This window comes from Enterococcus sp. DIV0774, assembly GCF_050539095.1.
Classification (GTDB): Bacteria; Bacillota; Bacilli; order Lactobacillales; family Enterococcaceae; genus Enterococcus; species Enterococcus faecalis.
In genome coordinates, this window is the sequence record NZ_CP172923.1 from 2,067,845 (window position 1) to 2,090,324 (window position 22,480).

Consider the following 22,480-nt stretch of genomic DNA (forward strand, 5'->3'; position numbering starts at 1 on the left):
GAACTTACCCTCTACTCTTACTCTAATAATATATTGACTCCATCGACCGATAAGTTAAATCAGCATTAGTCCTTTAGCTTAGGAAGTGCTATCGTTTGTCCTTCGGTTAATACAGAATACGTTAAGTCATTTGCCTGCTTGAGGGCGGTTAAGGAATAGCCCGTTTTTTTTGCAATTTTTGCGAGTGTCTCTCCTCTTTTTACTTCATAATACTCAGTAGACTCTGTTTTTGAGTCATTCGCTGTAGCATTTGATTGCTCTGCTGTTTCCAAAGCATTAGTCACCGATTTACTGATTATTAGTGATTGAAGTAACGCTTGTTCTTTCGGTTCTAGAGAAGTCGCCGCTGTATGCTGAGGAATCGTGATTTTTTGGCCAATATAAAACATTTCTTGAGTCTTTGAATTTTGTTTTAAAATGGCTGTTGCTGACACACCAAACGTCTGGCTAATGGTGGCGAGAGAATCTCCTTTGCTTACTTCATAGATGACTGCTTCTTTTTTTAGCTGTTCTTTGACTGCTTCCTTATCAAACGAAGGTTTCTTTTCTTCTGCCAAATTAGTCACTACTGGTTTCTTCTTTTCTTGATCGTATTCAGTTAATTGATAGGTTTCAATCAACGCATTTAATTTTTTATCGTAATATGTATCCGTTGCATAGCGACCTGTTAAAAATTTTGTTGCCTGCTGATAATTCGTCGTGTTTGCTTTCAAAACGCCGTGATAAAACGTTGGATTACCCGCCAGCCCATTGATGATTAATTTACTATAGTCTGTTAAAGACTCTTTATAGGAAGGATACTGACGAAAATCGGCATGAATGGTGGTCATCTTCCCTTTACCATCATCTTCTTGTGTGGGAAAGCTGACACTTTGACCTTGATAAGCGCCTTTAATGCCAAACAAATTATAATTTGGCGGCGCCGCTAACGCACTATTACCCGAGCCACTCTCTAAAATAGCTTGAGCTATCATGACAGAAGCGTATAGATCATGCCGCTGACCAATAACTCGTGCTTCTTCACCGATTTTTCTAATAAACTCAGAAGTAGAAGCATTCTCTTGAACAACAAAATTTGCCTCGGCTTGTTGTTGAATTCCTGCTTGCTTTTCCTTTTCTTGACTATTGTCTATCTCTGAATGTACCAACGGCTCTTTGGTCTTTTCAGTTAATGTAGAATTTTGTGGTTCCTGATTATGAGGTGACTTCTCAGTGAGCGCTTTACGCTCTTCAGATACTGGTTGCTCATTTTGTAACGATTCGGTTGGTTTAGTACTAGCAATTGGCTTTTCTTGTGGCGGTAAACTATTTTCAGATTCTGAAGGTTCCACATTATTTTCCTGATGGTCACTGCTGTCATCTTGTATTGAACTTTCTTGTTGTTCAGACGAACTTATTACTGTTTCGTTCAGCGTTGAAGAAGTAAGAGTTCCTTGGTCTTGATTGACTTGGTCCGCTCTTTTTTCTTCCAGCACTAGCTGTCGGTTTTCGTGACTCGTTTCGGTCTCCTCTTGAGCGATTAATGGTTCCGAATTGTAGTAACTGGCGTCAGCATAAGTCCCTAAGACTCCAAGACATACCAACTTCAAATATCTTGCCTTTCTTTTTTTCATCGCATTTCTCCTTCATTTACCTCTTTATTTCTGCTAATAATTGCTCTATCTGTTGGTACATTCCTGTTGATTCATTCTTGATGGTTAGCATTTGTTCACAATAAGCTTGGTACTCTCTTGCCACTTGCTTCATGCGCGTTAAAGTTGCTAAACGTTGTTCCATTTCTTCATGAACCGTTGCAACTTGTTGGTTAGCTTGAGCAATTGTTTCTTTTGCTTGACGTTTGGCTTCTAATAAGACTTCACCAATTTCTTTTTGAGAAAGCGTAACGGCTGTGTCTAAGTTCTCTTCGCTAGTCTGTCTCGGTTGCATCTTTTCTTCAGACAATTGTTTCTGTAAAGAAGTGATAGTTGCTTCTTTATCACTTAACGTTTCTTTAACATGTTTAAGTTGAACATCTTTTTCGACTACTTGTTTTTGTAATGCTTCCACTTCATTGGTTTGCATTAATAATTGCTCCGTTAGCTTTTTAATGGATTGCTGATATAGTTGATTTTCTTCTTCTAGTTTTTCAACAAAAGAAAATGACTCTTCTGACAGTTCAGTCGGCACTTCTTGCTGGACCTGTTTTATTTTTGCGGCTTGCTCTTTTGCATAAACGACCTCGTCATCAAAGATTGCTTCTTCTGTTACCTTTGGTTGTGCTTTCTCCGATTGTTCATTTTCAAAATCCGGCATCTTCTCATACTCCTCATCTTCATTGTTTTTAGTCAAAAATTGCCACATTTGTTTCTCCTCCTTCGTACCTTTTACACCGTTAACATATAGCCTTTTGAGCGAATTGTTTTGATATATTGTGGTTTGTTCACATCTTGTTCAATTTTTTTACGCAAATGGAAAATCACATTAGCGACACGATATTTTCGTTCATTCGCAGTATCTTTCCAGACATTTTTGTAGAGTTCTTCATATGTAATTGTTTGTCCTGCGTGTTTGTATAAATACTCTATTGTGAAAAATTCCAATTTTGTTAAAAGAATTTCTTCTCCACTTCCCAAGCAAACACTTAAGTTTGGCGCAATTAAATACAATCTCTCAGAAAGATTCTTAGTAACTGTTTGTTTCTCGTTTGCAATAGCTAATTTAGGATAAAAACGTCTTTTTACACGTTGCAATAAATTACTCATGCTTAACATGCATTCTTGACGATCATAAGAATGATCAAAAACACCATCTGCACCTAATTGTAAATAAATAATTCGATTGACTTTACTAATTACTTCTGTCCGAGAAAATAACCAAATCGGTAAATCTGACTGTTTGCGAATCGTCATTAATAACTCACAACAAGTATTTACTTGCTGGTGGTCAGTAACTTCAATCACTAACCCATCAATATGGTGCAAATGAAGAAGTATATTTGTTCCTTGGATGATCTGACATTCTACTTGATTACTAACAAACCAATTTTGACAGCATTCTTTTGTTTCAATTGTCAAAGGAACGACACCAATTGTATATTTTTCCATTTTTCCACCTCAATCTTCCTAATATTCCCCTTCAAAATATAATAATTTTTATTTATATTCTATTAATAAATAAAAATTACCAACTACTAGTTTTCAAAAAATGATTGTTATTACTAAATTTTATCGAATAAAAACAAGGCTGTCTAGCTAAAACGAGGCCTTTAAATTATCATCTTTTTTGTTAAATGAGTAAATATTTGAGAAAACACTACAAGTAAAGATATTATTTAGATTATTTATTCTTTATGTAAAAAAAAGCTTACGATTTTTCAATCGTAAGCTTTTAGAATACTTTTTTATTTTTACATCATACCGCCCATGCCCATTGATGGATCCATCATAGGAGCTGGTGCAGCTGGTTCTGGTTTGTCTGCAACAACTGCTTCGGTTGTTAATAATAAAGCTGACACAGAAGCTGCATTTTGTAAGGCAGAACGAGTTACTTTTGTTGGGTCAACAATACCGGCTTCAACCATGTTTACCCATTCACCGTTAGCTGCATTGAATCCGATACCTAAGTCAACATTTTTTAGTTTGTCAACAATCACTGATCCTTCATAACCAGCATTTTCAGCGATTTGACGGATTGGTTCTTCTAATGCACGAACGACAATCTTGATCCCTGTCGCCACATCGCCTTCAGCTTCTAGCGCAGCGACTTTACCAATTACATTGACAAGTGCGGTACCACCACCAGAAACCATGCCTTCTTCTACAGCGGCACGTGTTGCGTTTAACGCATCTTCAATTCGTAATTTTAATTCTTTTAATTCTGTTTCAGTTGCAGCACCGACTTTAACGACAGCAACCCCGCCAGCTAATTTAGCTAAACGTTCTTGTAATTTTTCACGATCAAAATCAGACGTTGTTTCGCCGATTTGGTTTTTAATTAAATGAACGCGGGCATCAATGGCTTCTTTTGAACCAGCACCTTCAACAATTGTTGTGTTATCTTTGTCGACAACTACTTTGCTAGCATTTCCTAAGTTTTCAATAGTTGTGTCTTTTAACTCTAATCCTAAGTCGTCAGTGATTACTGTACCACCTGTTAAAATAGCAATATCTTCAAGCATCGCTTTGCGGCGGTCACCAAATCCTGGCGCTTTTACTGCGACAACATTAAATGTACCACGGATTTTGTTCAATACTAATGTTGGCAGAGCTTCCCCATCAACATCATCCGCAATGATCAATAGTGGACGGCTTTGTTGTAGAATTTGTTCTAATAAAGGTAAGATATCTTGAATATTTGAGATTTTTTTGTCGGTAATTAAGATATACGGATTTTCTAAAACAGCTTCCATTTTATCGTTGTCAGTAACCATGTATTGAGATAAATAACCGCGGTCGAATTGCATTCCTTCAACCACATCTAATTCTGTTTCAATCCCTTTTGATTCTTCAATGGTAATTACGCCGTCGTTACCAACTTTTTCCATTGCATCAGCAATTAATTGGCCGACTTTTTCAGAACCTGATGAAACAGCAGCGACTTGTGCAATCGCTTCTTTTGAATCAACTACAGATGAAATATTGTGTAATTCTTCTACTGCTGTTTTTGTTGCTAATTCAATCCCACGACGAATACCTAATGGGTTAGCTCCAGCAGTTACGTTTTTTAAGCCTTCACGAACAATGGCTTGTGTCAAAACAGTCGCTGTTGTTGTTCCGTCACCAGCAATATCATTCGTTTTAGAAGCAACTTCTGAAACTAATTTTGCGCCCATGTTTTCAAAATGATCTTCTAATTCAATTTCCTTAGCAATTGTTACTCCATCGTTAGTAATCAATGGTGAACCAAATGATTTTTCTAAAACAACGTTACGACCTTTAGGGCCTAATGTCACTTTCACTGTATCTGCTAATACATCTACTCCGCGTAGCATTGCTGCACGTGCATCTTCTGCAAATTTAATCTCTTTTGCCATGATTTCTTCACCTCATAATTTTTTTCTTCTATTATATTATTCTGTAAAAGTTGTTTATTATTCAACAGTGGCAATAATGTCTTTGGCTGATACAATTAAGTATTCTACGCCTTCGTATTTCACTTCTGTTCCTGAATATTTTTCAAACATTACTGTGTCACCAATTTTTACTTCCATCGGAACTTTTGTGCCATTTTCAAGCACACGACCTTCACCTACTGCGATAACTTCACCTGTTTGTGGTTTTTCTTTTGCAACGGATGCAAGAACAATTCCTCCAACAGTTTTTTCTTCTTCTTTCGCGACTCTAATTACGACGCGATCGCCTAATGGTTTTAACACAATAAATCCCTCCAAATAAAAAGTTTTCGCTTATTTTAGCACTCGATACACAAGAGTGCTAACTCACACTATTTATAATACTCATTTCACTCTAAAAATGCAAGTCTTTTCTCTCTTTTTCTTGTCAATTATAAGATACGCATTTTTTATTGCGTATTCTTTTTTTCATGGAATGTTTTTCCAATCCTTTAATTCATGGTAAAATAAGTTGACTACGATTGGAGGCGAATAAAATGAAACAACGTTTACTTACAGCACTAATAGCAACATTCGTTTATTTTGTGATAGCGAATTTAGGAAATCTTGTTTTCAGTGTCACAGAAGGAATTGTTTCGACACTTTGGGAATCTCTTTTCTTTTTCTTATTCGTTTTTCTTTTATTAGGATATCGCAATAATCGTAAAAAATAATTATAGAAAGGATTAACCATGACCTTAAGAAAATCAAGTTTATTTATTTTAGTCACATACATTATCGCTTTTTTCGGGCCGTTACTTTTTTCGGGTATTTCCCCCAATGCAGCGATTAATGTGACAACTGCTCTCTACATTATTGGCGCCCTTGTAATGATTGGCATCTTTTTAAAAACCACAGAACCTTCTCCTTTAGAGGAAACCGCAACCTTGAAATCACCTATTTTTATTTTTTTACTAGGTGTTAGTGGGATTTTCATTGCCATGCTGATTCAAGGGGTTACTTTTGCCATTGAAGTAGCCATCACAGGAGAACAAGCTACTTCTCAAAATACGCAAGCTATTGTAGCGGTGATTTTGGCAAATCCTTTATTTATTTTGGCAACTACTATCGGTGGTCCGATTATGGAAGAATTCGTCTTTCGTTATGCATTTATCCATTTAATCCAGCCTTTTACAAATTTCTGGATTGCGGCTACTGTTAGTTCGGCGATTTTTTCACTCGCACATGCCGATGGTCACTTTTTTGTTTATTTCTTTATGGGATTTTTCTTTGCTCTTTTGTACAAGCAAACTGGAAAAATTTGGACCTCAATTATTGCCCATTGCGGCATGAATACGATTGTGATTATTGTTCAATTACTTTTGCATAATGGTGCAATTCAATAAGAAAAGGGCCTTCGTCTAAACGACTAGGCCCTTTTCTTTTGCTTATTCTTCTTCGTCAATCAATTCGTTGTCATGATGTAAGAAATAAATTAATGTTTGTAATTCGTTGGTTAAGTCAACATTTTGAATTAATACTTCAGGTGGCGCTACTAAACGCGCAGCCGTAAAGTTTAGAATTCCTTTAACCCCTGCTTCGGCAAGTTTGTTTACAACTTCTTGCGCTTTGCGAGCTGGGATAGTTAAAATAGCTACTTCGATTTGTTGAACACGAATTTGTTCCATCATATCTTCCATTGGATAAACCGGAATACCGTCAACAATGCGTCCCACAATATCTTCATTCACATCAAATGCGCAACTTACACGAATACTGTTGCTTTGATGGAATTTGTACTTTAATAAAGCACTTCCTAAATTACCAACCCCGATTAATGCGACATTGGTTAACTCATCTTCATTCAATGTTTTTGCAAAAAAGTTCATTAAGTTTTCAACATCATAGCCGTACCCACGTTTACCTAATTCACCAAAATATGAAAAGTCACGACGAATAGTCGCACTGTCTACTTGTACCGCTTCACTTAATTCAGTTGATGAGACTTTATTTTTTCCTGTATCATGTAACATTCTTAAGTAGCGATAATATAAAGGAAGGCGTCGCGCCGTTGCTTTTGGAATAACTTGATCTTTCACAATTGGACCTCCAATACTTTCACTTAAATCTTATCCATTAACATAATAGCAGTTTTTCACAATAAAAAGCAATTCTATGGCTCAAAAATAGCATTTTTCTTCAAAAGTTTGTGATAAAAGGTATAAACCTTCACAAAGCATTTTTTGATACGTGCTATTTTAGCAGATTTTATGCTACACTAAGGGCAATGAATTTAGAAATGAGGACTACTGATGATTTTATTACAAGCAAATCAAGTTGCCCGGCATTTTGGCTCGGAAACATTGTTTGAAAACATACATTTAGAAATTGCAACAAAAAGTCGGATTGCCTTAGTTGGTCGTAATGGTGCTGGAAAATCGACTTTTTTAAAAATCATTGCAGGCATTGATGCTCCCGATAGCGGAACCATTGCCAAAAATAAAACTGCTACGTTAGGTTATTTAGCTCAAAATACCGGCTTAGAATCAGATAAAACCGTTTGGGAAGAAATGACAAAAGCCTTTGCTGACATCCTAGAAATGGAACAGCGTATGCGAGAATTAGAAACCAAAATTAGTGAAATGGAGCCAACCACTTCCGTTTATGAAGGAATTTTAAAAGAGTACGATCAATTGCAACATACGTTTTCTGAAAAAAATGGCTACGGCTATGAAAATGAAATTCGCTCAGTCCTTCACGGCTTTGGCTTTGATGAATCCTTTTACACGAAAGATATTCAAACCTTATCTGGTGGTCAAAAAACCCGGCTTGCATTAGCGAGAATGCTTTTACAAAAACCAGACATTTTAATTCTGGACGAGCCTACAAACCACTTAGATATCGAGACGCTTTCTTGGCTGGAATCTTATTTGCCAAGCTATGCCGGCGCCCTATTGATTGTTTCCCACGATCGTTATTTTTTAGATAAGGTAGTTAATGAAGTTTATGAACTGAGTCGCAAAAAAATGACTCACTACAAAGGAAACTATTCCAAATACTTAGAGTTAAAAGCAGAGCAATTAGCCAGTGAATGGAAAGCGTATGAAAAGCAACAAGAAGAAATCAATAAGTTAGAAGATTTCGTTGCCAAAAATCTGGTTCGTGCATCTACAACGAAACGTGCACAAAGTCGCCGAAAAGTATTAGAAAAAATGGACCGTTTAGACCGACCTCAAGGAGATGAAAAATCGGCGCATTTTCTTTTCGATAGTGAAAAAGTCTCGGGAAATGTTGTTTTACAAGTCGAAGATGCCGCCATTGGTTACGACCAAGAACATATTTTATCCGAACCTATTCACTTGGATATTCGTCGTAAAGAAGCCATTGCCTTAGTCGGACCGAACGGAATTGGTAAATCCACTCTCTTGAAATCAATTATTGACCGCATTCCTTTCATTAAAGGAAGTAAAACTTTTGGCACCAATGTTTCTGTAGGTTACTATGACCAAGAGCAAGCCAATTTACATGGCAATAAAACGGTCTTAGCGGAATTATGGGATGAACACCCAACCACACCTGAAAAAGAGATTCGAAGTATTTTAGGCGGCTTTCTCTTCAGTGGAGATGATGTTGAAAAAACGATTCCTTTATTAAGCGGTGGTGAAAAAGCACGTGTGGCATTAGCAAAACTAGCGATGGATCGTGACAATTTCTTGATTCTCGATGAGCCAACCAACCACTTGGATATCGATAATAAAGAAGTTTTAGAAAATGCGCTGATTGATTATGAAGGAACCATCCTCTTCGTTTCCCATGACCGTTACTTTATCAATCGAATTGCAACAAAAGTTGTTGAGCTTTCTGAAAAAGGCAGCAAACTTTATTTAGGCGACTATGATTATTATTTAGAAAAGAAACAAGAGGAAGAAGAAATCGCTGCCCTCTTAGCTAATGAAGAAGCGGCGAAAAAACCCGAACCAGTTACAGCCAAAAATACCTTTTATCAAAACAAGGAGCAACAAAAATTACTCCGTACTTTGCAAAGAAAAATAACACAAGTCGAAGAAAATCTTGCTCAGTTAGATACGACAATTGCACAATTAGAAGCACAAATGAGTCAACCAGACATTCTAGAAAATCATGTTGAATTGCTGGCTTTAAACCAACAATTAGATGACGCTCGTCAGCAACAAGATGAACTACTTGAGCAATGGGAAAATTTCAGTTTAGAATTAGAAGAAATGGAAAATAACAATTAACGGAGGGATTCACTATGGCTTCCAAAAAAATCAGTTTAACGAAGCCCAAATATCAACAAATCGCCGTTGATGTTGCGGAAAAAATTGCAGAAGGCAAATTACATGTTGGAGATAAAATCCATGCCCGTTCCACCCTAGCTAACCAATACCAAGTGTCGCCAGAAACAGCTCGCAAAGCCATTATCGTTTTAGTCGATTTAGAAATCGTTAAAGCCAAACACGGCAGCGGCTTCTATGTGGCATCAAAAGAAAAAGCGCAGGACTTTGTGACACAATATCAAGACGTTCAAACGATTGCTGAAATTAAAGAAGAATTGCTAGATAGCGTAGCGAAACAAAAAGAAGAACTTACTCATTTTTCTAGCATTCTAGATACTCTTGTTGAACAAACAAAGCGTTTTGATTCTTTCAATCCAATGAATCCTTATTCATTAGTTTTAACAGAAGAAGCTGCTTATCTTGAGGCGACGATTAGCGAAATGAATTTTTGGCAAAACACTTCGGCAACGATTATCGCCATCAAACACAAAGAAGAGCTTCTGGTCTCACCTGGTCCATATGCAAAGATTTCGTTGAACGACACACTTTATTTTGTTGGACATGACGAATCAACCTTACAACGAGTGCAGAATTTCTTTTATCCTTAAACAAAAAAGTGACTACTTATCTTGCGGTAAATAGTCACTTTTTTTATTTATTATTTCTATTTTTCATAAAAAACCACTATAAAACCTAGTTAAAATACTGTTTTTCTTCATTTTCAGAAAGATTTTCATCTAATTTGACAAAGTGACAACTTTATAGTAGTCTGATGTAGTCACTTTTTTTAATGAGGAGGAACAATGATTTGCCAAAAGTAAAAGTAAATCACCTTACCAAGATCTTTGGTAAGAAAACCAAACCGGCACTTGAAATGATTCGTGCCAACAAAAGCAAAACAGAAATTTTAGAAAAAACGGGTGCCACAGTCGGTGTTTATGATGTAAATTTCGAAGTTGAAGAAGGCGAAATTTTCGTTATTATGGGGTTATCAGGAAGTGGGAAATCAACATTAATTCGTTTATTAAATCGTTTGATTGAACCAACTTCAGGAAATATTTATATTGATGGACAAGATATTTCTTCTTTAGATAAAGAAGGATTACGTGAAGTACGTCGAAATAAAATGAGCATGGTTTTCCAAAACTTTGGTCTTTTCCCCCATCGAACTATCTTAGAAAATACGGAATATGGTTTAGAAATTCGTGGTGTTCCTAAAGAAGAACGCCAAGCAAAAGCTGAAAAAGCCTTAGAAAATTCTAGCTTAATTGCTTTTAAAGACCAATTACCAAGTCAATTATCTGGTGGGATGCAACAACGTGTCGGCCTTGCTCGTGCCTTGGCTAACGATCCAGAAATTTTATTAATGGACGAAGCGTTCTCTGCTCTTGATCCGTTAATTCGTCGTGAAATGCAAGACGAACTATTAGATTTACAAGAAAATGTCAAAAAAACCATTATCTTTATCACACATGATTTGAATGAAGCTTTACGAATCGGCGACCGGATTGCCTTGATGAAAGATGGTCAAATTATGCAAATTGGGACTGGAGAAGAAATTTTAACCAACCCAGCCAACGAATATGTGCGAACCTTCGTGGAAGATGTGGATCGTTCAAAAGTCTTAACTGCCCAAAATATTATGGTACCTGCTTTAACTACTAACATTGAAATTGATGGCCCAACTGTTGCTTTAAAACGGATGCGTCAAGAAGAAGTGAGTATGTTACTTGCCGTGGATAAAAAACGCCAACTAAAAGGCGTTGTACGCGCAGAAAAAGCTTTAGAAGCGCGTAAAAACGGGACTTCTCTTGTAGAATGTGTGGATCCAGAAATTCAAACAATCGACAAAGATATGTTAGTGAATGATATTTTTCCACTGATTTATGATGCACAAACACCTCTTGCCGTGACTGATAACGGCAAACTATTAGGCGTGGTCATCCGTGGTAGCGTACTTGAAGCACTTGCAGAAACAGAGGTGAACGAACATGAATAAGTATCAATTACCTGTCGCGTCTTGGGTTGAAAGTTTTACTGATTGGTTAACTTCAACATTTGCTGGATTATTCAGCTTTTTACAAACAATTGGTCAAAGTGTAATGGACAACATTACTGCCTTACTAACAGCCGTACCACCACTTGTGCTGATCGTGCTATTAACGATTGCTGCTTTCTTTATTTCTAATAAAAAAATCGGCTTAAGTTTATTCACGTTTATCGGCTTAATGTTTATCTATAATCAAAACTTATGGAACGATTTAATGAGTACCGTTACGTTAGTTTTACTTTCTAGTGTTATTTCCATTATCATTGGTGTGCCACTAGGGATTTTAATGGCGAAAAGCGAAAAAGCCAAGAGTATTATTACACCGATTTTGGACTTCATGCAAACAATGCCTGGTTTCGTTTACTTGATTCCAGCCGTTGCATTCTTCGGAATTGGTATGGTTCCTGGGGTCTTCGCCTCTGTTATCTTCGCTTTACCACCAACCGTGCGCTTTACGAATTTAGGAATTCGACAAGTACCAAATGAACTTGTTGAAGCAGCTGATTCTTACGGTAGTACTGGCTGGCAAAAATTATTCAAATTAGAATTACCTTTAGCCAAAAACACGATTATGGCTGGTGTTAATCAAACAACCATGCTAGCCCTATCAATGGTAGTTATTGCTTCAATGATTGGTGCACCTGGATTAGGACGTGGCGTCCTTTCTGCTTTACAACGTGCGCAAGTCGGGAACGGTTTCGTAAATGGTGTGGCTTTAGTTATTTTAGCGATTATCATTGACCGTTTTACTCAACATTTAAATAATAAAAAAGCAGCCCCTAAAGCAGCTGGTGCCACCTCTAAAAAGAAAAAATATGGGATTATTGCAGCGGTTGTTGTAATTGTCGCTGGCTTAGTCGGTGCTTCAATTTTTACAACAACAAATGATAAGCAAATTTCCCTTTCTTATGTGGAATGGGATACCGAAGTAGCCTCCACACATGTGGTTGCCGAAGTCTTAAAAGATATGGGGTATGATGTTAAAACGACTCCTTTAGATAACGCAATTATGTGGGAATCTGTAGCTAAAGGTGAAACAGATGCCATGGTTGGTGCGTGGCTACCAGGAACACACGCAGAGCAATATAAACAATATAAAGATAAATTAGACGACCTTGGTGAAAACCTTAAAGGTGCGAAGCTAGGAATTGTCGTCCCTTCTTATATGGATGTTGATTCTATCGAAGATTTATCTGATCAAGCTGGGAAAAAGATTACTGGAATTGAACCTGGGGCTGGTGTTGTTGCAGCAGCAGAGAAAACTAAAGAAGCTTATCCTAATTTGAAAGATTGGTCTGTTGAAACTTCTTCATCAGGTGCCATGACTGTCGCCTTAGGACAAGCAATTAAAAACAACGAAGACATCGTTATTACTGGCTGGTCTCCTCACTGGATGTTTGCAAAATATGATTTAAAATATTTAGCTGATCCAAAAGGCACTATGGGCGGCGAAGAAGCGATTCACACAATGGCTCGCCAAGGCCTAAAAGAAGATCAACCAGAAGCTTACAAAGTGTTAGATAATTTCCATTGGACCACTAAGGATATGGAATCTGTCATGTTAGAAATTAACGAAGGCAAAGACCCACAAGAAGCTGCACGTGATTGGGTTGATTCACATAAAGACCAAGTAGCAGAATGGAAAAAATAATTCTTAACAAATGACTTCCCCATCTATTAAAAGAGGGCGTTGAACAAATTGTTCAACGCCCTCTTTTTTCGCCAAAAAAACCACTCAGTTGGGTAGACTGAGTGGAAAGGAGTTATTTTTACTTGAGGAGTAAAAATGAAAAGTGTTTATGTTGGGTGTTTTGTTGGTATGCTTATATATTAACGAGAACCTGTGAATAATTTGTGACGAAAACCTTGGAAATTTGCTACGAATTACTTAAAAAAGTTTAAATCTGTCTCATCCTAGTTAATCGATACAGCGATTATTTCTTTTTAGCATTTTGGATGGCTTTAAATAATGTTGAAAATTGTCCTTTGAAAGACATCACATCATCAAAGATATCAACACCATCATTTAACATTTTGACAGTAACCCAGCCAAGCGCTTCCGTAATTGCTACCGCAACTGAAGCATTGACCATGCCACCAGTCACAGTTCCGACAACAGGAATCACTTTTAGAATATTCCCGACTGCACTCTTACCTAAACTAACCACTACTAATTCTTTGGTTAAACTTTTACCTAAACTTTCAGACCAAGACTGACCAAAAATTTTATGCAGCCGTGACATCATAGTTAATTGAACAGGTACCAGTAAAAAAGCATCCGAAAACGGAATTGGCGAAAACCCAATAATTGCTGCTGACAATGCAGCAAAATGAATCGTTTGATGACTTTTCTTTTTCACGTCAGGTGAAACACCAGCCAAAAATTCATCAAATACTTTGTCGAGTTGTGTTTGACTGTTCGTCACTAATTGTTCTGCTTTACCTTTAGAAGTTGCGAAAGCATTCATTATGGCCGTAGACGTTTTTTGTGGAAATTTTTTCAAGACATCTTGAAAAAAAGAACGAAATTCTGGGTCTTCGATTTCTTCATTCAATTGCTTAGTTTCTTGTTCTGCTAATTCTTGTTTTTCAATCTCTTCAAAAAGTTCTTGTTTCTTTTTGTTTTTATGTTTTTTTCTTCTCATCTCATTAACTCCTTTATCTATCAATATGTAGAAACAAAGTATAGCATAGCCCCTGATTGATTCTCTTTTAGATGATTTAAAAAGCCAGAACTTATCTGTTTTTTAAACAAATAGAAATGTTCTAGCTTTTCTCAAAAAATCAGCTATTTTGTTTGTTCTTCACCGCAATACACCGTCAAGTGTTTAGGCAAAATTTTCAGCGTAATTGGCAAAGCAGCTCCTTCATCACCATCCACATTAGTGGTTAATTCTTCTTGGTTTTCTAAGGAGATTGTTCCTTCTTTAAAGGTTAGGTAAGCTAAATTATCAGTGGACTGATCGACTCCTTTTAACAAATCTGGAACGGCTTTTACTGCATCCCACAATGATTGATCTTTTAAATAAACTAAATGAAGTTTGCCATCATCCACTTGGGCTTCTGGTAATAACGTTTCAAACCCACCGATTGAATTCGTTAAACCAACTAAAACGGTACTACTTTCAATGGTTTGTTCTTTTTGATCCAAGCTTAAATGAAAAGGATACGTTTGAGCATTCGCTAAATGTTTGGCACCTGAAATAAAATAAGCGAGTTTTCCTAACTTCGTTTTTTGTTCAACGTCCACGTCGTTAATTGACTCTGGAATCGTCCCAATCGCAACGACATTCATAAAGTAGTCGTCATTGATTTTCCCCACATCTAAAGCACTGGTTTTTTCTAAATCTAATTGTTGAATCGCTTCTTCAGGATCCATCGGTAAATTCAAGGCTCGCGCTAAATCGTTCACCGTTCCTAAAGGAAAAAAGCCAAATTTCGGGCGGTAAGCTTGTTCTGCCAACCCGCTAATTCCTTCATTAACGGTTCCATCTCCCCCCATTACGAAAACACTGTCGAAGTGACTTTCCGCAGCTTCACGGGCAAATTGTTCTGCATCGCCGCCTTTTTCTGTTTGTTTCACTACAACTTCATCAAATAACTGCTTTAATTTTTCTTCTGCTAACGTTTCAAATTCTTTGGCTTTTTCACCACCAGAACTGGGGTTAACAATTAAAACTGCTTTTTTCACTGGCACCACTCCTCATTGATAACTAAATCGTTTGATTCCTTACAATTATTATAAAAGATATTTTTGATTCTGGCGAAAAATATGCTGACACTTGCTTAACAAACAAGCATTCCTGCTCCTCACTACTTTTCAAAACGTTCTTTAAAGCAATAGGCAAAATAATAGAACAATTTCCAAAAATCTTGCCAAACTTTTGGATCCATCCCCGTCAATTCATGAATTCGTTTCAAACGGTAATTCAATGTATTTCGATGGATATGTAATACTTGTGAGGTTTCATTGATGTTTAAATTATGATTGGCGAAAAAAATAACGGTTTCATAGTATTCATCATAAATCGTCTGGATGGTTTCAAAAAAATCCAATTCAATATGAAAAGGAAAATTAAAAATTCCTTGAATGAAAAAATCTTCTGCTTGGTAAAACTTAGCCTTTTCTAATTGGAGAAATGATAGAAGTAAATACGTGTTTTGTGCCTCTTGGACCATTTGTTGAATCGTGGCTTTTTCCGAACTTATTACAAGGTATTCTGTTACTGGCTTTGTTATCTGAGGTGGTTCAGAAGTAATCACCAGATAACAATTTTCCCATTCAAATATTTCATGGCCAGGATAATAACTGGATAATAAGCGCTTGTCCTTGGTCAGTACACAATGATTCTGGTCATCTAATTGAAGGTTATATAGTTCCAACGCTTCAAGTTTTAAGGCTTCTGAGTAAGCAGAATCAACATGCATTAAGTGCTGGATAAACTGATTTTTTTGTTTTTTCTTTTTTTCGCGTTCTTGTTGTGTATTTAATTCTTCTGTCAGTAAAAGAACAATCGAGCGCACAAGCTTGGTAAATTTGCGCACCTCGTCTGGTTCTCCTGAAATGCCTACGACACCTAAAATGTGATCATTCAAAATAATCGGTTCATTGGTGCCTTTTTTCTCTAAAGAAGTATCTTTATAAATTTCAATATTTTTCCGTTCATTGATGGCTCTTTCTGCGCCACGATGGCGCTCCCCAATTCGAGCAGAATCTCCACTCGCAATAATTTTTCCTCGTTCATCCATAATATTGATGTTATAAGGAATATCCGCCATTAACTTTTCAACAATTTTATTTGCTTGGATTTTGTCTAATTTTAACATTGCTATCGCCAACTTTCTAAAAAGCGAGTAGCGTTTGGGACATAAGCCGCAATGACTTATGTCCCAAACGCTTAATTCTTCAGATCAACGACTGAACATTTTTATTTCAGCTTTCATTACTGATGATACCATGGTTAGTTCTTAGTCACAAGGCACCAGCTGTAATGTACGAGCAATATTTTCAACGGTTCTTTCTAAGTTAACTGGTCCATTTTTCAATGCTGCTTCCAACGGTTCGGCTTTGGCCAAAATTCCAAAAATAGCCGTCATCCCTTCTTCATAGAGGACATCCACATCTTTGCCGATATAGCCAGCACAAGCGAAAACCGGTTTTTGATACTTCTTGGCCAAACGTGAGACGCCATAAGGGGCTTTGCCGAATTTTGTTTGAAAATCCATCCCGCCTTCACCAGTAAAGACATAATCAGCAGCTTTTATTTTTTCTTCTAATTGATTCACTTCTACGACAATATCAATCCCTGGGCGTAACTGAGCTTTTGTGAATGCTAGTAACCCTGCACCCAAACCACCAGCGGCTCCTGCACCTGGCATCATCTCAACATCAATGCCGATCTCTTTTTTGATGATCGCTGCATAATGGGCTAAGTTTTTATCTAATTGAGCCACCATTTCTTCTGTTGCACCTTTTTGCGGGCCAAAGACATGAGACGCCCCTGTTGGCCCTGTTAGTGGGTTATTCACATCACTTGCTACTAGAACTTCGGTAGCAAAAATACGTTGATCAAACTGTGTTAAATCGATCTGCGCCAGTTTATCTAATGCACCACCGCCACGCGTCAATTCTTGCCCTTCCTTGTCTAACAAACGCGCACCAAGTGCCTGAATCATACCTGCACCGCCATCATTTGTCACGCTACCACCAATGCCGATAATGATTTTTTTTGCCCCATGATTGAGCGCATGTTGAATCATTTCTCCTGTACCATAAGTAGAAGTGATCAAGGGATTACGTTCTACTGCTTTGACCAATTCAATTCCGTTGGCTTTCGCCATTTCAATGACCACCGTTTCTTGGTCACCTAATAAGCCGTAATAGGTTTCAACGATTTGATCAGGAAGCGGTCCTGCCACACGCACTGGTACTCTTGTGCCTCCTGTTGCATCCACTAAGGAATCCACCGTTCCTTCCCCGCCGTCTGCCATCGGGACGTGTTGAATGTCTGCATCTTTAAATACAGCTAAAATCCCTTTTTCCATTGCCAGACAGGCTTCTTTTGCACTCATACTTTCTTTAAATGAGTCTGGAGCCAAAACAAATTTTTTCGTCATCTTTTCGCGCCTACTTTCCAACTAGTTTAAAATAAAGCCATATAAAATGGTTGCAACAATCGTCATTACCCCACCGACACACATTTCATAAGGAATCACTCGAATTCTTTCTTTAATCGTCATATTCATACTTTGTGCCGTAATATGGAAATAATTGCCTTGAGGAACACTATCAATCACAGTTGCCCCAGTATGCACCATGACTGCTGCTGAAAGTGAAGATGTGCCCATATCTAAAATCGCTGGTCCAAAAGAACCTGTCGCTAAAATAACCGCTGTGGATGTTGAACCAACTGCTAAGCCCATTAAAATACCAGAAATCGGTGCCAAGAAGGTTCCAGAAATTCCCATTACAGAAATTAAGTGGACAATTTGTGTTGATAAATCAGAAACAGAAATTAATCCAGCAATTGCACCTGCACCAATTAAAATTAAAACGGTATCGGTTACTCTCTTCAAGCCAGAAGACGCATAAAAGGCCAGTTGTTTTGTTTGACCAATCGCAATTGTCCCAACAACTGAAGCGAACGGCAAAATATACAGAGCATCAATATTCAAACTTTTGATGAAAGAAATATTTAAAACGGCGCCAATCGGATTAAGTAATAATAAGACAATCGCTAACACTGGCGCGATTAACGCCTTTTTCAAAGGTAATAATTCTTTTGTTTGTTCCTCTACAAGATCCGTTTCTTTGACCATTGATCCTTTGCTTCTCATGATATTTGCAAGAACAACAGCTGTAATTAAGCCAAATACGGCTGGAATAAAACCAGCAATCATAACGTCACTTAAAGGTAAATCAAAGCCGTTCGCCGCTGCAATAGTATTTGGATTAGGCGAAATAATATTGCCCGCTTTGCCGCCACCTGATAAGGCAATCAATAATGATAACTTACTGATACCCGTACTTTTCCCAACAGATAGAGCAATCGGGGCAACAATCAACACTGCAACAGGAATGAATACGCCCACTGCTGTAATTACCATTGTGGATAATGCCAAAGATAAAATAGCTTTTTTCTCGCCAAGCTTTTGTACAATGGCGTTGGCAATTGATTCTGCCGCACCCGATTCCATCATCACACCCGCCAACATACCGGCTGCTAAGACACGGATTGCGGTTCCCATAATACTTTGTGTTCCGTTTAATAGAACAGCGACTGTATCTGACAGGGAAGCGCCTCCAATAAGACAACCAACAATTGCACCAAAAAACAAGGAATACACAGGATTAAATTTTTTCAAAATTAATACTATCGCTACAACTAATCCTAAAATTGCAGCAACCCAAGATATTGTAATATCTGGCATTCAAAATCAGCTCCTTAAATTGTTTACGCTTTCATTTTATCAAAGTCCTTTCTTTTTAAAATTGTAAATTTAACAGGATTTATTGTTCAAATGCACAAAAAACTGTTCTTAAAGAACAGTTTTTTGAAATCTTTTTCTATCTTTCTCAATAATGACCACCAAGCCAACGAACAAAAGAACACTCACAATTAACAATACTGCCGTTTTATTATATCCATGAAAGAGCGCTTCGCCTCCACATGCGTAAAGTATTGAGGAAGGAATCACACCAACGACTATCGCGGCTATTAAATTTTTTAATGGCAACTGCATAGTATCCGCAGCAAAATTAATCACAGAAGAAGGAATAATTGGAATCATGTAGCCCACCATAATCCCAATTTTTGGATGCTTCATCCGTCGAATGGACTGGACCCAATGATTGGTCTCCGTTTTTTTATCTAAAAATTTTATATGATGCATCAAAAAGATTGCAACTAAATTTCCCAAACTATTCCCTAAAACGTTAATGAGTGTGCCGCTGAAGGGACCAAAACTCAATCCTGCAATCACACCAATTACTGAGGTTGGAATCCCTGGTACTGCACACATGATTGCGGTCAAAAAAACTAACAATAGCGCTGCTGAAAAACCATGTGAACGAATTCGCTCTAATAATTGTGTCTTACTGGCTTTAGGATTCAAAAATAATTGAATATCTGTTTGATATTCTAGATACAAACGGTAACCTACCAGCAGGATTAAAATAAGCCCGCTACTGATTAGTAGTATTCGGATTGTTTTCCTCTTCATTTTCTTTGCTCCTTTTATGCTTTATACAAAGTGTAGCACAGGTTTCTTCGTGCCTCAATTAGAAGCTTGTATGAATAAAAGCCGCCCCTAAAAGTTAGACTAAAAATCTAACTTTTAGGGGCGATTCGAAAGTTATGAAGGTACTTTTTTTATTTCCGATACATCTTAAACTCCAAGAACAGATCGTTATAAATTCCTAAGTATTCTTGACCTAAATCTTGGTAAACTTCTAAATGTTTGATGGTTTCATCATCTGGATAAAATTGTTTATCTTCGGCAACTTCTTTTGGTAATAGTTTTTTAGCTTCTTTATTTGGTGTGGAATAACCAATATATTCTGCGTTTTGTGCCGCATTTTCTGGTCGTAACATAAAGTTCATAAATGCATAGGCACCCTCTTTATTTTTGGCTGTCTTAGGCATCACAATGTTATCAAACCAGAGATTAGAGCCTTCACTGGGAATCACATAATGTAGATGTTCATTGTTTTCTAGCATTTCAGCAGCTTCACCAGAGAAAGTTACAGCAACTGCACTTTCTTCATTAGCCATGTACATTTTGATTTCATCGGCAACAATTGCTTTGACATTGTTCGTTAATCGGTTTAACTTATCGGTAGCCTGACGTAATTGTTGGTCGTTTTTACTGTTTAACGAATAGCCTAAACTGTTCAAAGATAATCCTAACACTTCGCGAGCGCCATCAATCAGCATGACATTATTTTTTAATTCCGGGCGCCATAAATCATCCCAATGTTGGATCTGACGACCGTCAATAAATTTATCATTATAAATAATCCCCAATGTGCCCCAGAAGTACGGAACGGAAAACTTATTTTTGGGATCAAAGGATTGATCTAAAAAGCGTGCATCAATGTTTTCTAAGCCTTTTAATTTGCTGTGATCAAGTGGTAAAAGCATCTTCGCTTTCATCATTTTTTGAATCATATATTCAGAAGGAATGGCAATATCATAGGCTGTGCCACCTTGCTGAATTTTTGTATACATAGCTTCATTAGAATCAAAGGTTTCGTAATTGACTTTATAGCCTGTTTCTTTTTCAAATTTCTTAATCAAGGCCGGATCTATATAGTCCCCCCAATTGTAAATGGTCAAGGTATCTGCTCCTGCCATGCCACTTGCTTTCTCCAATTGGCGCACGCCAAAAAACAAGATGACAATAATAGCGATAATTCCAATAAAAAGTGACTGTAATTTTTTCATTTTAACTTGGCCACCTCACTTTGTTCCCGACGCATTTTCTTTAAACGTTTTGGCGTATTGTCTTTACTGATAAAGTAATAACCGACAACTAGAATCATTGAGAATAGGAACACTAACGCACTTAAGGCATTGATTTCTAAACTAATTCCCTGACGTGCTCGTGAATAAATTTCAACAGATAATGTTGAAAAACCATTGCCTGTCACAAAGAATGTTACGGCAAAATCGTCCAACGAATAAGTAAAGGCCATAAAGTAGCCAGCAATAATTCCTGGCGCTAAAAAAGGCAAAATAATATTTTTAATCACTTGAACATTATTGGCCCCTAAATCCCGTGCCGCATCTACCATAGAATCGTTCATCTCTTGTAGTTTTGGTAAAACCATTAAAACAACAATTGGAATACTAAAGGCAATATGCGACAATAATACACTTGTAAAACCTAAACTGATAAACCCTACTGCCGTGAAGAAAATTAAGAAACTGGCTCCAATAATAACATCTGGTGAAACGAGTAAAATGTTATTAAAGCTAAGCAACGTGTTCCGGTTTTTACGACGTTTTGTATAATAAATCCCCATCGCGCCAAATGTTCCAATGATGGTTGCTATTAAAGCCGATAAGAAAGCTAACAAAAACGTATTCAGAACAATGGTTAACAAGCGTGTGTCTTCGAAAACGTTCCGATAATTATCTAACGTAAAACCAGTAAACTGATTCATCGTTTGCGTGTCGTTAAACGAATAAAAAATCAAATAAAAGATTGGTGCGTACAGTAGCGCAAAGACAACGAATAAATACACATAAGACCATTTAAACTTTTTCTTTTGCATTATTTGCCACGCCCTTTCTTCTTCTCACCCGTCAGCAACATCACAATAAACATGGCAACAATTAAAATCACACCTATTGTTGAACCCATGCCCCAGTTTTGCGTTACTAAGAAGTGTTCCTCAATCGCCGTTCCCAACGTAATCACCCGATTGCCGCCAATTAAACGCGTTAACATAAAGAGCGAGAGCGAAGGAATAAAGACAGCTTGAACGCCACTTTTCACACCGTTTAGGGAAAGAGGAAAAATGACACGGCGGAATGTTTCCGCACTGCTAGCTCCTAAGTCCCGACTAGCACTAATCAATGAAGGATTCATCTCTTCTAAGGCATTAAAAATCGGCATAATCATAAATGGAATTTCAATATACGTTGCGACAAATAAAAAACTGAAATCTGTAAACAGAATTTGGTGCGTACCCAAACCCATAAAACTCATAAACTGATTGATACTCCCATGAATACTGAAAATCCCAATAAAGGCATAAGCTTTTAATAATAAATTCACCCATGTTGGTAAAATAACGAGCATTAACCACAACTGTTTATGCTTGAGCTTTGTCAAAAAATAAGCCGTAGGATAACTTACCAATAACGTAAAAATGGTAATCAGAAAAGCATACCAAACCGAATTAACGGTCATACTTAAATACGTTCCTGATGTAAAATACGTTTGGTAATTCGCCAAGGTAAACTGGCCATTCATATCGAAAAATGATTGATAAATAATCATTAGCACTGGCGCAATGACGAATAAAAGTAACCACATTACATAGGGAATCGAATAAATTCGACGCATTGTTTTCATTTTATTTTCCCCTTTCGT

Annotated in this window: 21 protein-coding genes; 6 read left to right on the forward strand and 15 right to left on the reverse strand. The window is 37.2% G+C overall.

The window, feature by feature from the left end; translation table 11 throughout:
- Positions 1–65: 65 nt before the first annotated feature.
- The 5 genes from IGL86_RS09895 to groES all read right to left on the reverse strand — a co-directional run bounded on the left by IGL86_RS09895 (position 66) and on the right by groES (position 5,353).
- Positions 66–1,613, reverse strand: coding sequence for a glucosaminidase domain-containing protein (locus IGL86_RS09895; RefSeq protein ID WP_033625407.1), 1,548 nt, complete (start codon positions 1,611–1,613; stop codon positions 66–68).
- A 16-nt stretch (positions 1,614–1,629) separates the two neighbouring features.
- Positions 1,630–2,340, reverse strand: a complete 711-nt coding sequence (locus IGL86_RS09900; RefSeq protein WP_010713169.1) for a hypothetical protein — start codon at positions 2,338–2,340, stop codon at positions 1,630–1,632.
- Between the two features lie 23 nt (positions 2,341–2,363).
- Complete coding sequence (locus IGL86_RS09905; protein ID WP_033625406.1) at positions 2,364–3,083, reverse strand: response regulator transcription factor; 720 nt, start codon at positions 3,081–3,083, stop codon at positions 2,364–2,366.
- A 302-nt stretch (positions 3,084–3,385) separates the two neighbouring features.
- Entirely contained in the window at positions 3,386–5,011 is a 1,626-nt protein-coding gene (groL, locus tag IGL86_RS09910) for a chaperonin GroEL (protein WP_002362559.1), read from the reverse strand.
- 57 nt (positions 5,012–5,068) lie between these two features.
- Entirely contained in the window at positions 5,069–5,353 is a 285-nt protein-coding gene (gene groES, locus IGL86_RS09915; RefSeq protein ID WP_002356531.1) for a co-chaperone GroES, read from the reverse strand.
- Between the two features lie 233 nt (positions 5,354–5,586).
- Here groES and IGL86_RS09920 point away from each other — a divergent pair, with 233 nt between their 5' ends.
- Together IGL86_RS09920 and IGL86_RS09925 are read left to right on the forward strand one after the other, a co-directional pair.
- Complete coding sequence (locus tag IGL86_RS09920) at positions 5,587–5,763, forward strand: hypothetical protein (protein WP_002356530.1); 177 nt, start codon at positions 5,587–5,589, stop codon at positions 5,761–5,763.
- 18 nt (positions 5,764–5,781) lie between these two features.
- Entirely contained in the window at positions 5,782–6,435 is a 654-nt protein-coding gene (locus IGL86_RS09925) for a CPBP family intramembrane glutamic endopeptidase (RefSeq protein ID WP_002356529.1), read from the forward strand.
- Between the two features lie 42 nt (positions 6,436–6,477).
- On the opposite strand, the gene IGL86_RS09930 is transcribed toward IGL86_RS09925, so the two are convergent.
- A complete protein-coding gene (locus IGL86_RS09930) occupies positions 6,478–7,128 on the reverse strand; it encodes a redox-sensing transcriptional repressor Rex (protein ID WP_002356528.1) in 651 nt (216 codons plus the stop codon).
- A gap of 213 nt (positions 7,129–7,341) precedes the next feature.
- On the opposite strand from IGL86_RS09930, the gene IGL86_RS09935 reads away from it, so the two are divergent.
- The 4 genes from IGL86_RS09935 to IGL86_RS09950 all read left to right on the forward strand — a co-directional run bounded on the left by IGL86_RS09935 (position 7,342) and on the right by IGL86_RS09950 (position 13,028).
- Entirely contained in the window at positions 7,342–9,288 is a 1,947-nt protein-coding gene (locus IGL86_RS09935) for an ABC-F family ATP-binding cassette domain-containing protein (RefSeq protein ID WP_002365037.1), read from the forward strand.
- Between the two features lie 14 nt (positions 9,289–9,302).
- Positions 9,303–9,935 (forward strand): GntR family transcriptional regulator, encoded by a 633-nt coding sequence (locus tag IGL86_RS09940; RefSeq protein WP_002356525.1) that lies wholly within the window; start codon positions 9,303–9,305, stop codon positions 9,933–9,935.
- A 200-nt stretch (positions 9,936–10,135) separates the two neighbouring features.
- Positions 10,136–11,326, forward strand: coding sequence for a quaternary amine ABC transporter ATP-binding protein (locus IGL86_RS09945; RefSeq protein ID WP_002388977.1), 1,191 nt, complete (start codon positions 10,136–10,138; stop codon positions 11,324–11,326).
- Entirely contained in the window at positions 11,319–13,028 is a 1,710-nt protein-coding gene (locus tag IGL86_RS09950; RefSeq protein WP_002356521.1) for an ABC transporter permease/substrate binding protein, read from the forward strand. Before IGL86_RS09945 ends, IGL86_RS09950 begins: the two co-directional genes overlap by 8 nt.
- Positions 13,029–13,311: 283 nt before the next feature.
- Here IGL86_RS09950 and IGL86_RS09955 read toward each other — a convergent pair whose 3' ends face one another.
- The 9 genes from IGL86_RS09955 to IGL86_RS09995 form a co-directional block, all read right to left on the reverse strand.
- Positions 13,312–14,046 carry a YcjF family protein gene (locus tag IGL86_RS09955; protein WP_002384134.1) on the reverse strand — a complete coding sequence of 245 codons (735 nt, stop codon included), beginning with the start codon at positions 14,044–14,046 and terminating at the stop codon, positions 13,312–13,314.
- 119 nt (positions 14,047–14,165) lie between these two features.
- Entirely contained in the window at positions 14,166–15,068 is a 903-nt protein-coding gene (locus tag IGL86_RS09960; protein ID WP_010715400.1) for a diacylglycerol/lipid kinase family protein, read from the reverse strand.
- Between the two features lie 122 nt (positions 15,069–15,190).
- Positions 15,191–16,204 carry a CdaR family transcriptional regulator gene (locus IGL86_RS09965; protein ID WP_002356518.1) on the reverse strand — a complete coding sequence of 338 codons (1,014 nt, stop codon included), beginning with the start codon at positions 16,202–16,204 and terminating at the stop codon, positions 15,191–15,193.
- Positions 16,205–16,345: 141 nt separating this feature from the next.
- On the reverse strand, positions 16,346–17,494 hold the full coding sequence (locus tag IGL86_RS09970; protein ID WP_010825467.1) for a glycerate kinase: 1,149 nt from the start codon (positions 17,492–17,494) through the stop codon (positions 16,346–16,348).
- Between the two features lie 21 nt (positions 17,495–17,515).
- Entirely contained in the window at positions 17,516–18,808 is a 1,293-nt protein-coding gene (locus IGL86_RS09975) for a GntP family permease (protein WP_002359581.1), read from the reverse strand.
- Between the two features lie 108 nt (positions 18,809–18,916).
- Positions 18,917–19,600 (reverse strand): TVP38/TMEM64 family protein, encoded by a 684-nt coding sequence (locus tag IGL86_RS09980; protein ID WP_010825468.1) that lies wholly within the window; start codon positions 19,598–19,600, stop codon positions 18,917–18,919.
- 149 nt (positions 19,601–19,749) lie between these two features.
- Positions 19,750–20,823 (reverse strand): ABC transporter substrate-binding protein, encoded by a 1,074-nt coding sequence (locus IGL86_RS09985; protein WP_002376560.1) that lies wholly within the window; start codon positions 20,821–20,823, stop codon positions 19,750–19,752.
- A complete protein-coding gene (locus IGL86_RS09990) occupies positions 20,820–21,656 on the reverse strand; it encodes an ABC transporter permease (protein ID WP_002356512.1) in 837 nt (278 codons plus the stop codon). Before IGL86_RS09990 ends, IGL86_RS09985 begins: the two co-directional genes overlap by 4 nt.
- Complete coding sequence (locus tag IGL86_RS09995; protein WP_010707223.1) at positions 21,656–22,462, reverse strand: ABC transporter permease; 807 nt, start codon at positions 22,460–22,462, stop codon at positions 21,656–21,658. Before IGL86_RS09995 ends, IGL86_RS09990 begins: the two co-directional genes overlap by 1 nt.
- Positions 22,463–22,480 lie beyond the last annotated feature (18 nt).

Excerpts from the sequence above, each read along its gene's own strand:
- IGL86_RS09900 (WP_010713169.1), bottom strand. The coding sequence starts at position 2,340 with ATGTGGCAATTTTTGACTAAAAACAATGAAGATGAGGAGTATGAGAAG.
- IGL86_RS09980 (WP_010825468.1), bottom strand. The coding sequence starts at position 19,600 with ATGAAGAGGAAAACAATCCGAATACTACTAATCAGTAGCGGGCTTATT.
- IGL86_RS09990 (WP_002356512.1), bottom strand. The coding sequence starts at position 21,656 with ATGCAAAAGAAAAAGTTTAAATGGTCTTATGTGTATTTATTCGTTGTC.
- IGL86_RS09950 (WP_002356521.1), top strand. The coding sequence starts at position 11,319 with ATGAATAAGTATCAATTACCTGTCGCGTCTTGGGTTGAAAGTTTTACT.
- IGL86_RS09940 (WP_002356525.1), top strand. The coding sequence starts at position 9,303 with ATGGCTTCCAAAAAAATCAGTTTAACGAAGCCCAAATATCAACAAATC.
- IGL86_RS09985 (WP_002376560.1), bottom strand. The coding sequence starts at position 20,823 with ATGAAAAAATTACAGTCACTTTTTATTGGAATTATCGCTATTATTGTC.
- IGL86_RS09965 (WP_002356518.1), bottom strand. The coding sequence starts at position 16,204 with ATGTTAAAATTAGACAAAATCCAAGCAAATAAAATTGTTGAAAAGTTA.
- IGL86_RS09895 (WP_033625407.1), bottom strand. The coding sequence starts at position 1,613 with ATGAAAAAAAGAAAGGCAAGATATTTGAAGTTGGTATGTCTTGGAGTC.
- IGL86_RS09970 (WP_010825467.1), bottom strand. The coding sequence starts at position 17,494 with ATGACGAAAAAATTTGTTTTGGCTCCAGACTCATTTAAAGAAAGTATG.
- IGL86_RS09995 (WP_010707223.1), bottom strand. The coding sequence starts at position 22,462 with ATGAAAACAATGCGTCGAATTTATTCGATTCCCTATGTAATGTGGTTA.
- IGL86_RS09920 (WP_002356530.1), top strand. The coding sequence starts at position 5,587 with ATGAAACAACGTTTACTTACAGCACTAATAGCAACATTCGTTTATTTT.
- groL (WP_002362559.1), bottom strand. The coding sequence starts at position 5,011 with ATGGCAAAAGAGATTAAATTTGCAGAAGATGCACGTGCAGCAATGCTA.
- IGL86_RS09925 (WP_002356529.1), top strand. The coding sequence starts at position 5,782 with ATGACCTTAAGAAAATCAAGTTTATTTATTTTAGTCACATACATTATC.
- IGL86_RS09935 (WP_002365037.1), top strand. The coding sequence starts at position 7,342 with ATGATTTTATTACAAGCAAATCAAGTTGCCCGGCATTTTGGCTCGGAA.
- IGL86_RS09975 (WP_002359581.1), bottom strand. The coding sequence starts at position 18,808 with ATGCCAGATATTACAATATCTTGGGTTGCTGCAATTTTAGGATTAGTT.
- IGL86_RS09905 (WP_033625406.1), bottom strand. The coding sequence starts at position 3,083 with ATGGAAAAATATACAATTGGTGTCGTTCCTTTGACAATTGAAACAAAA.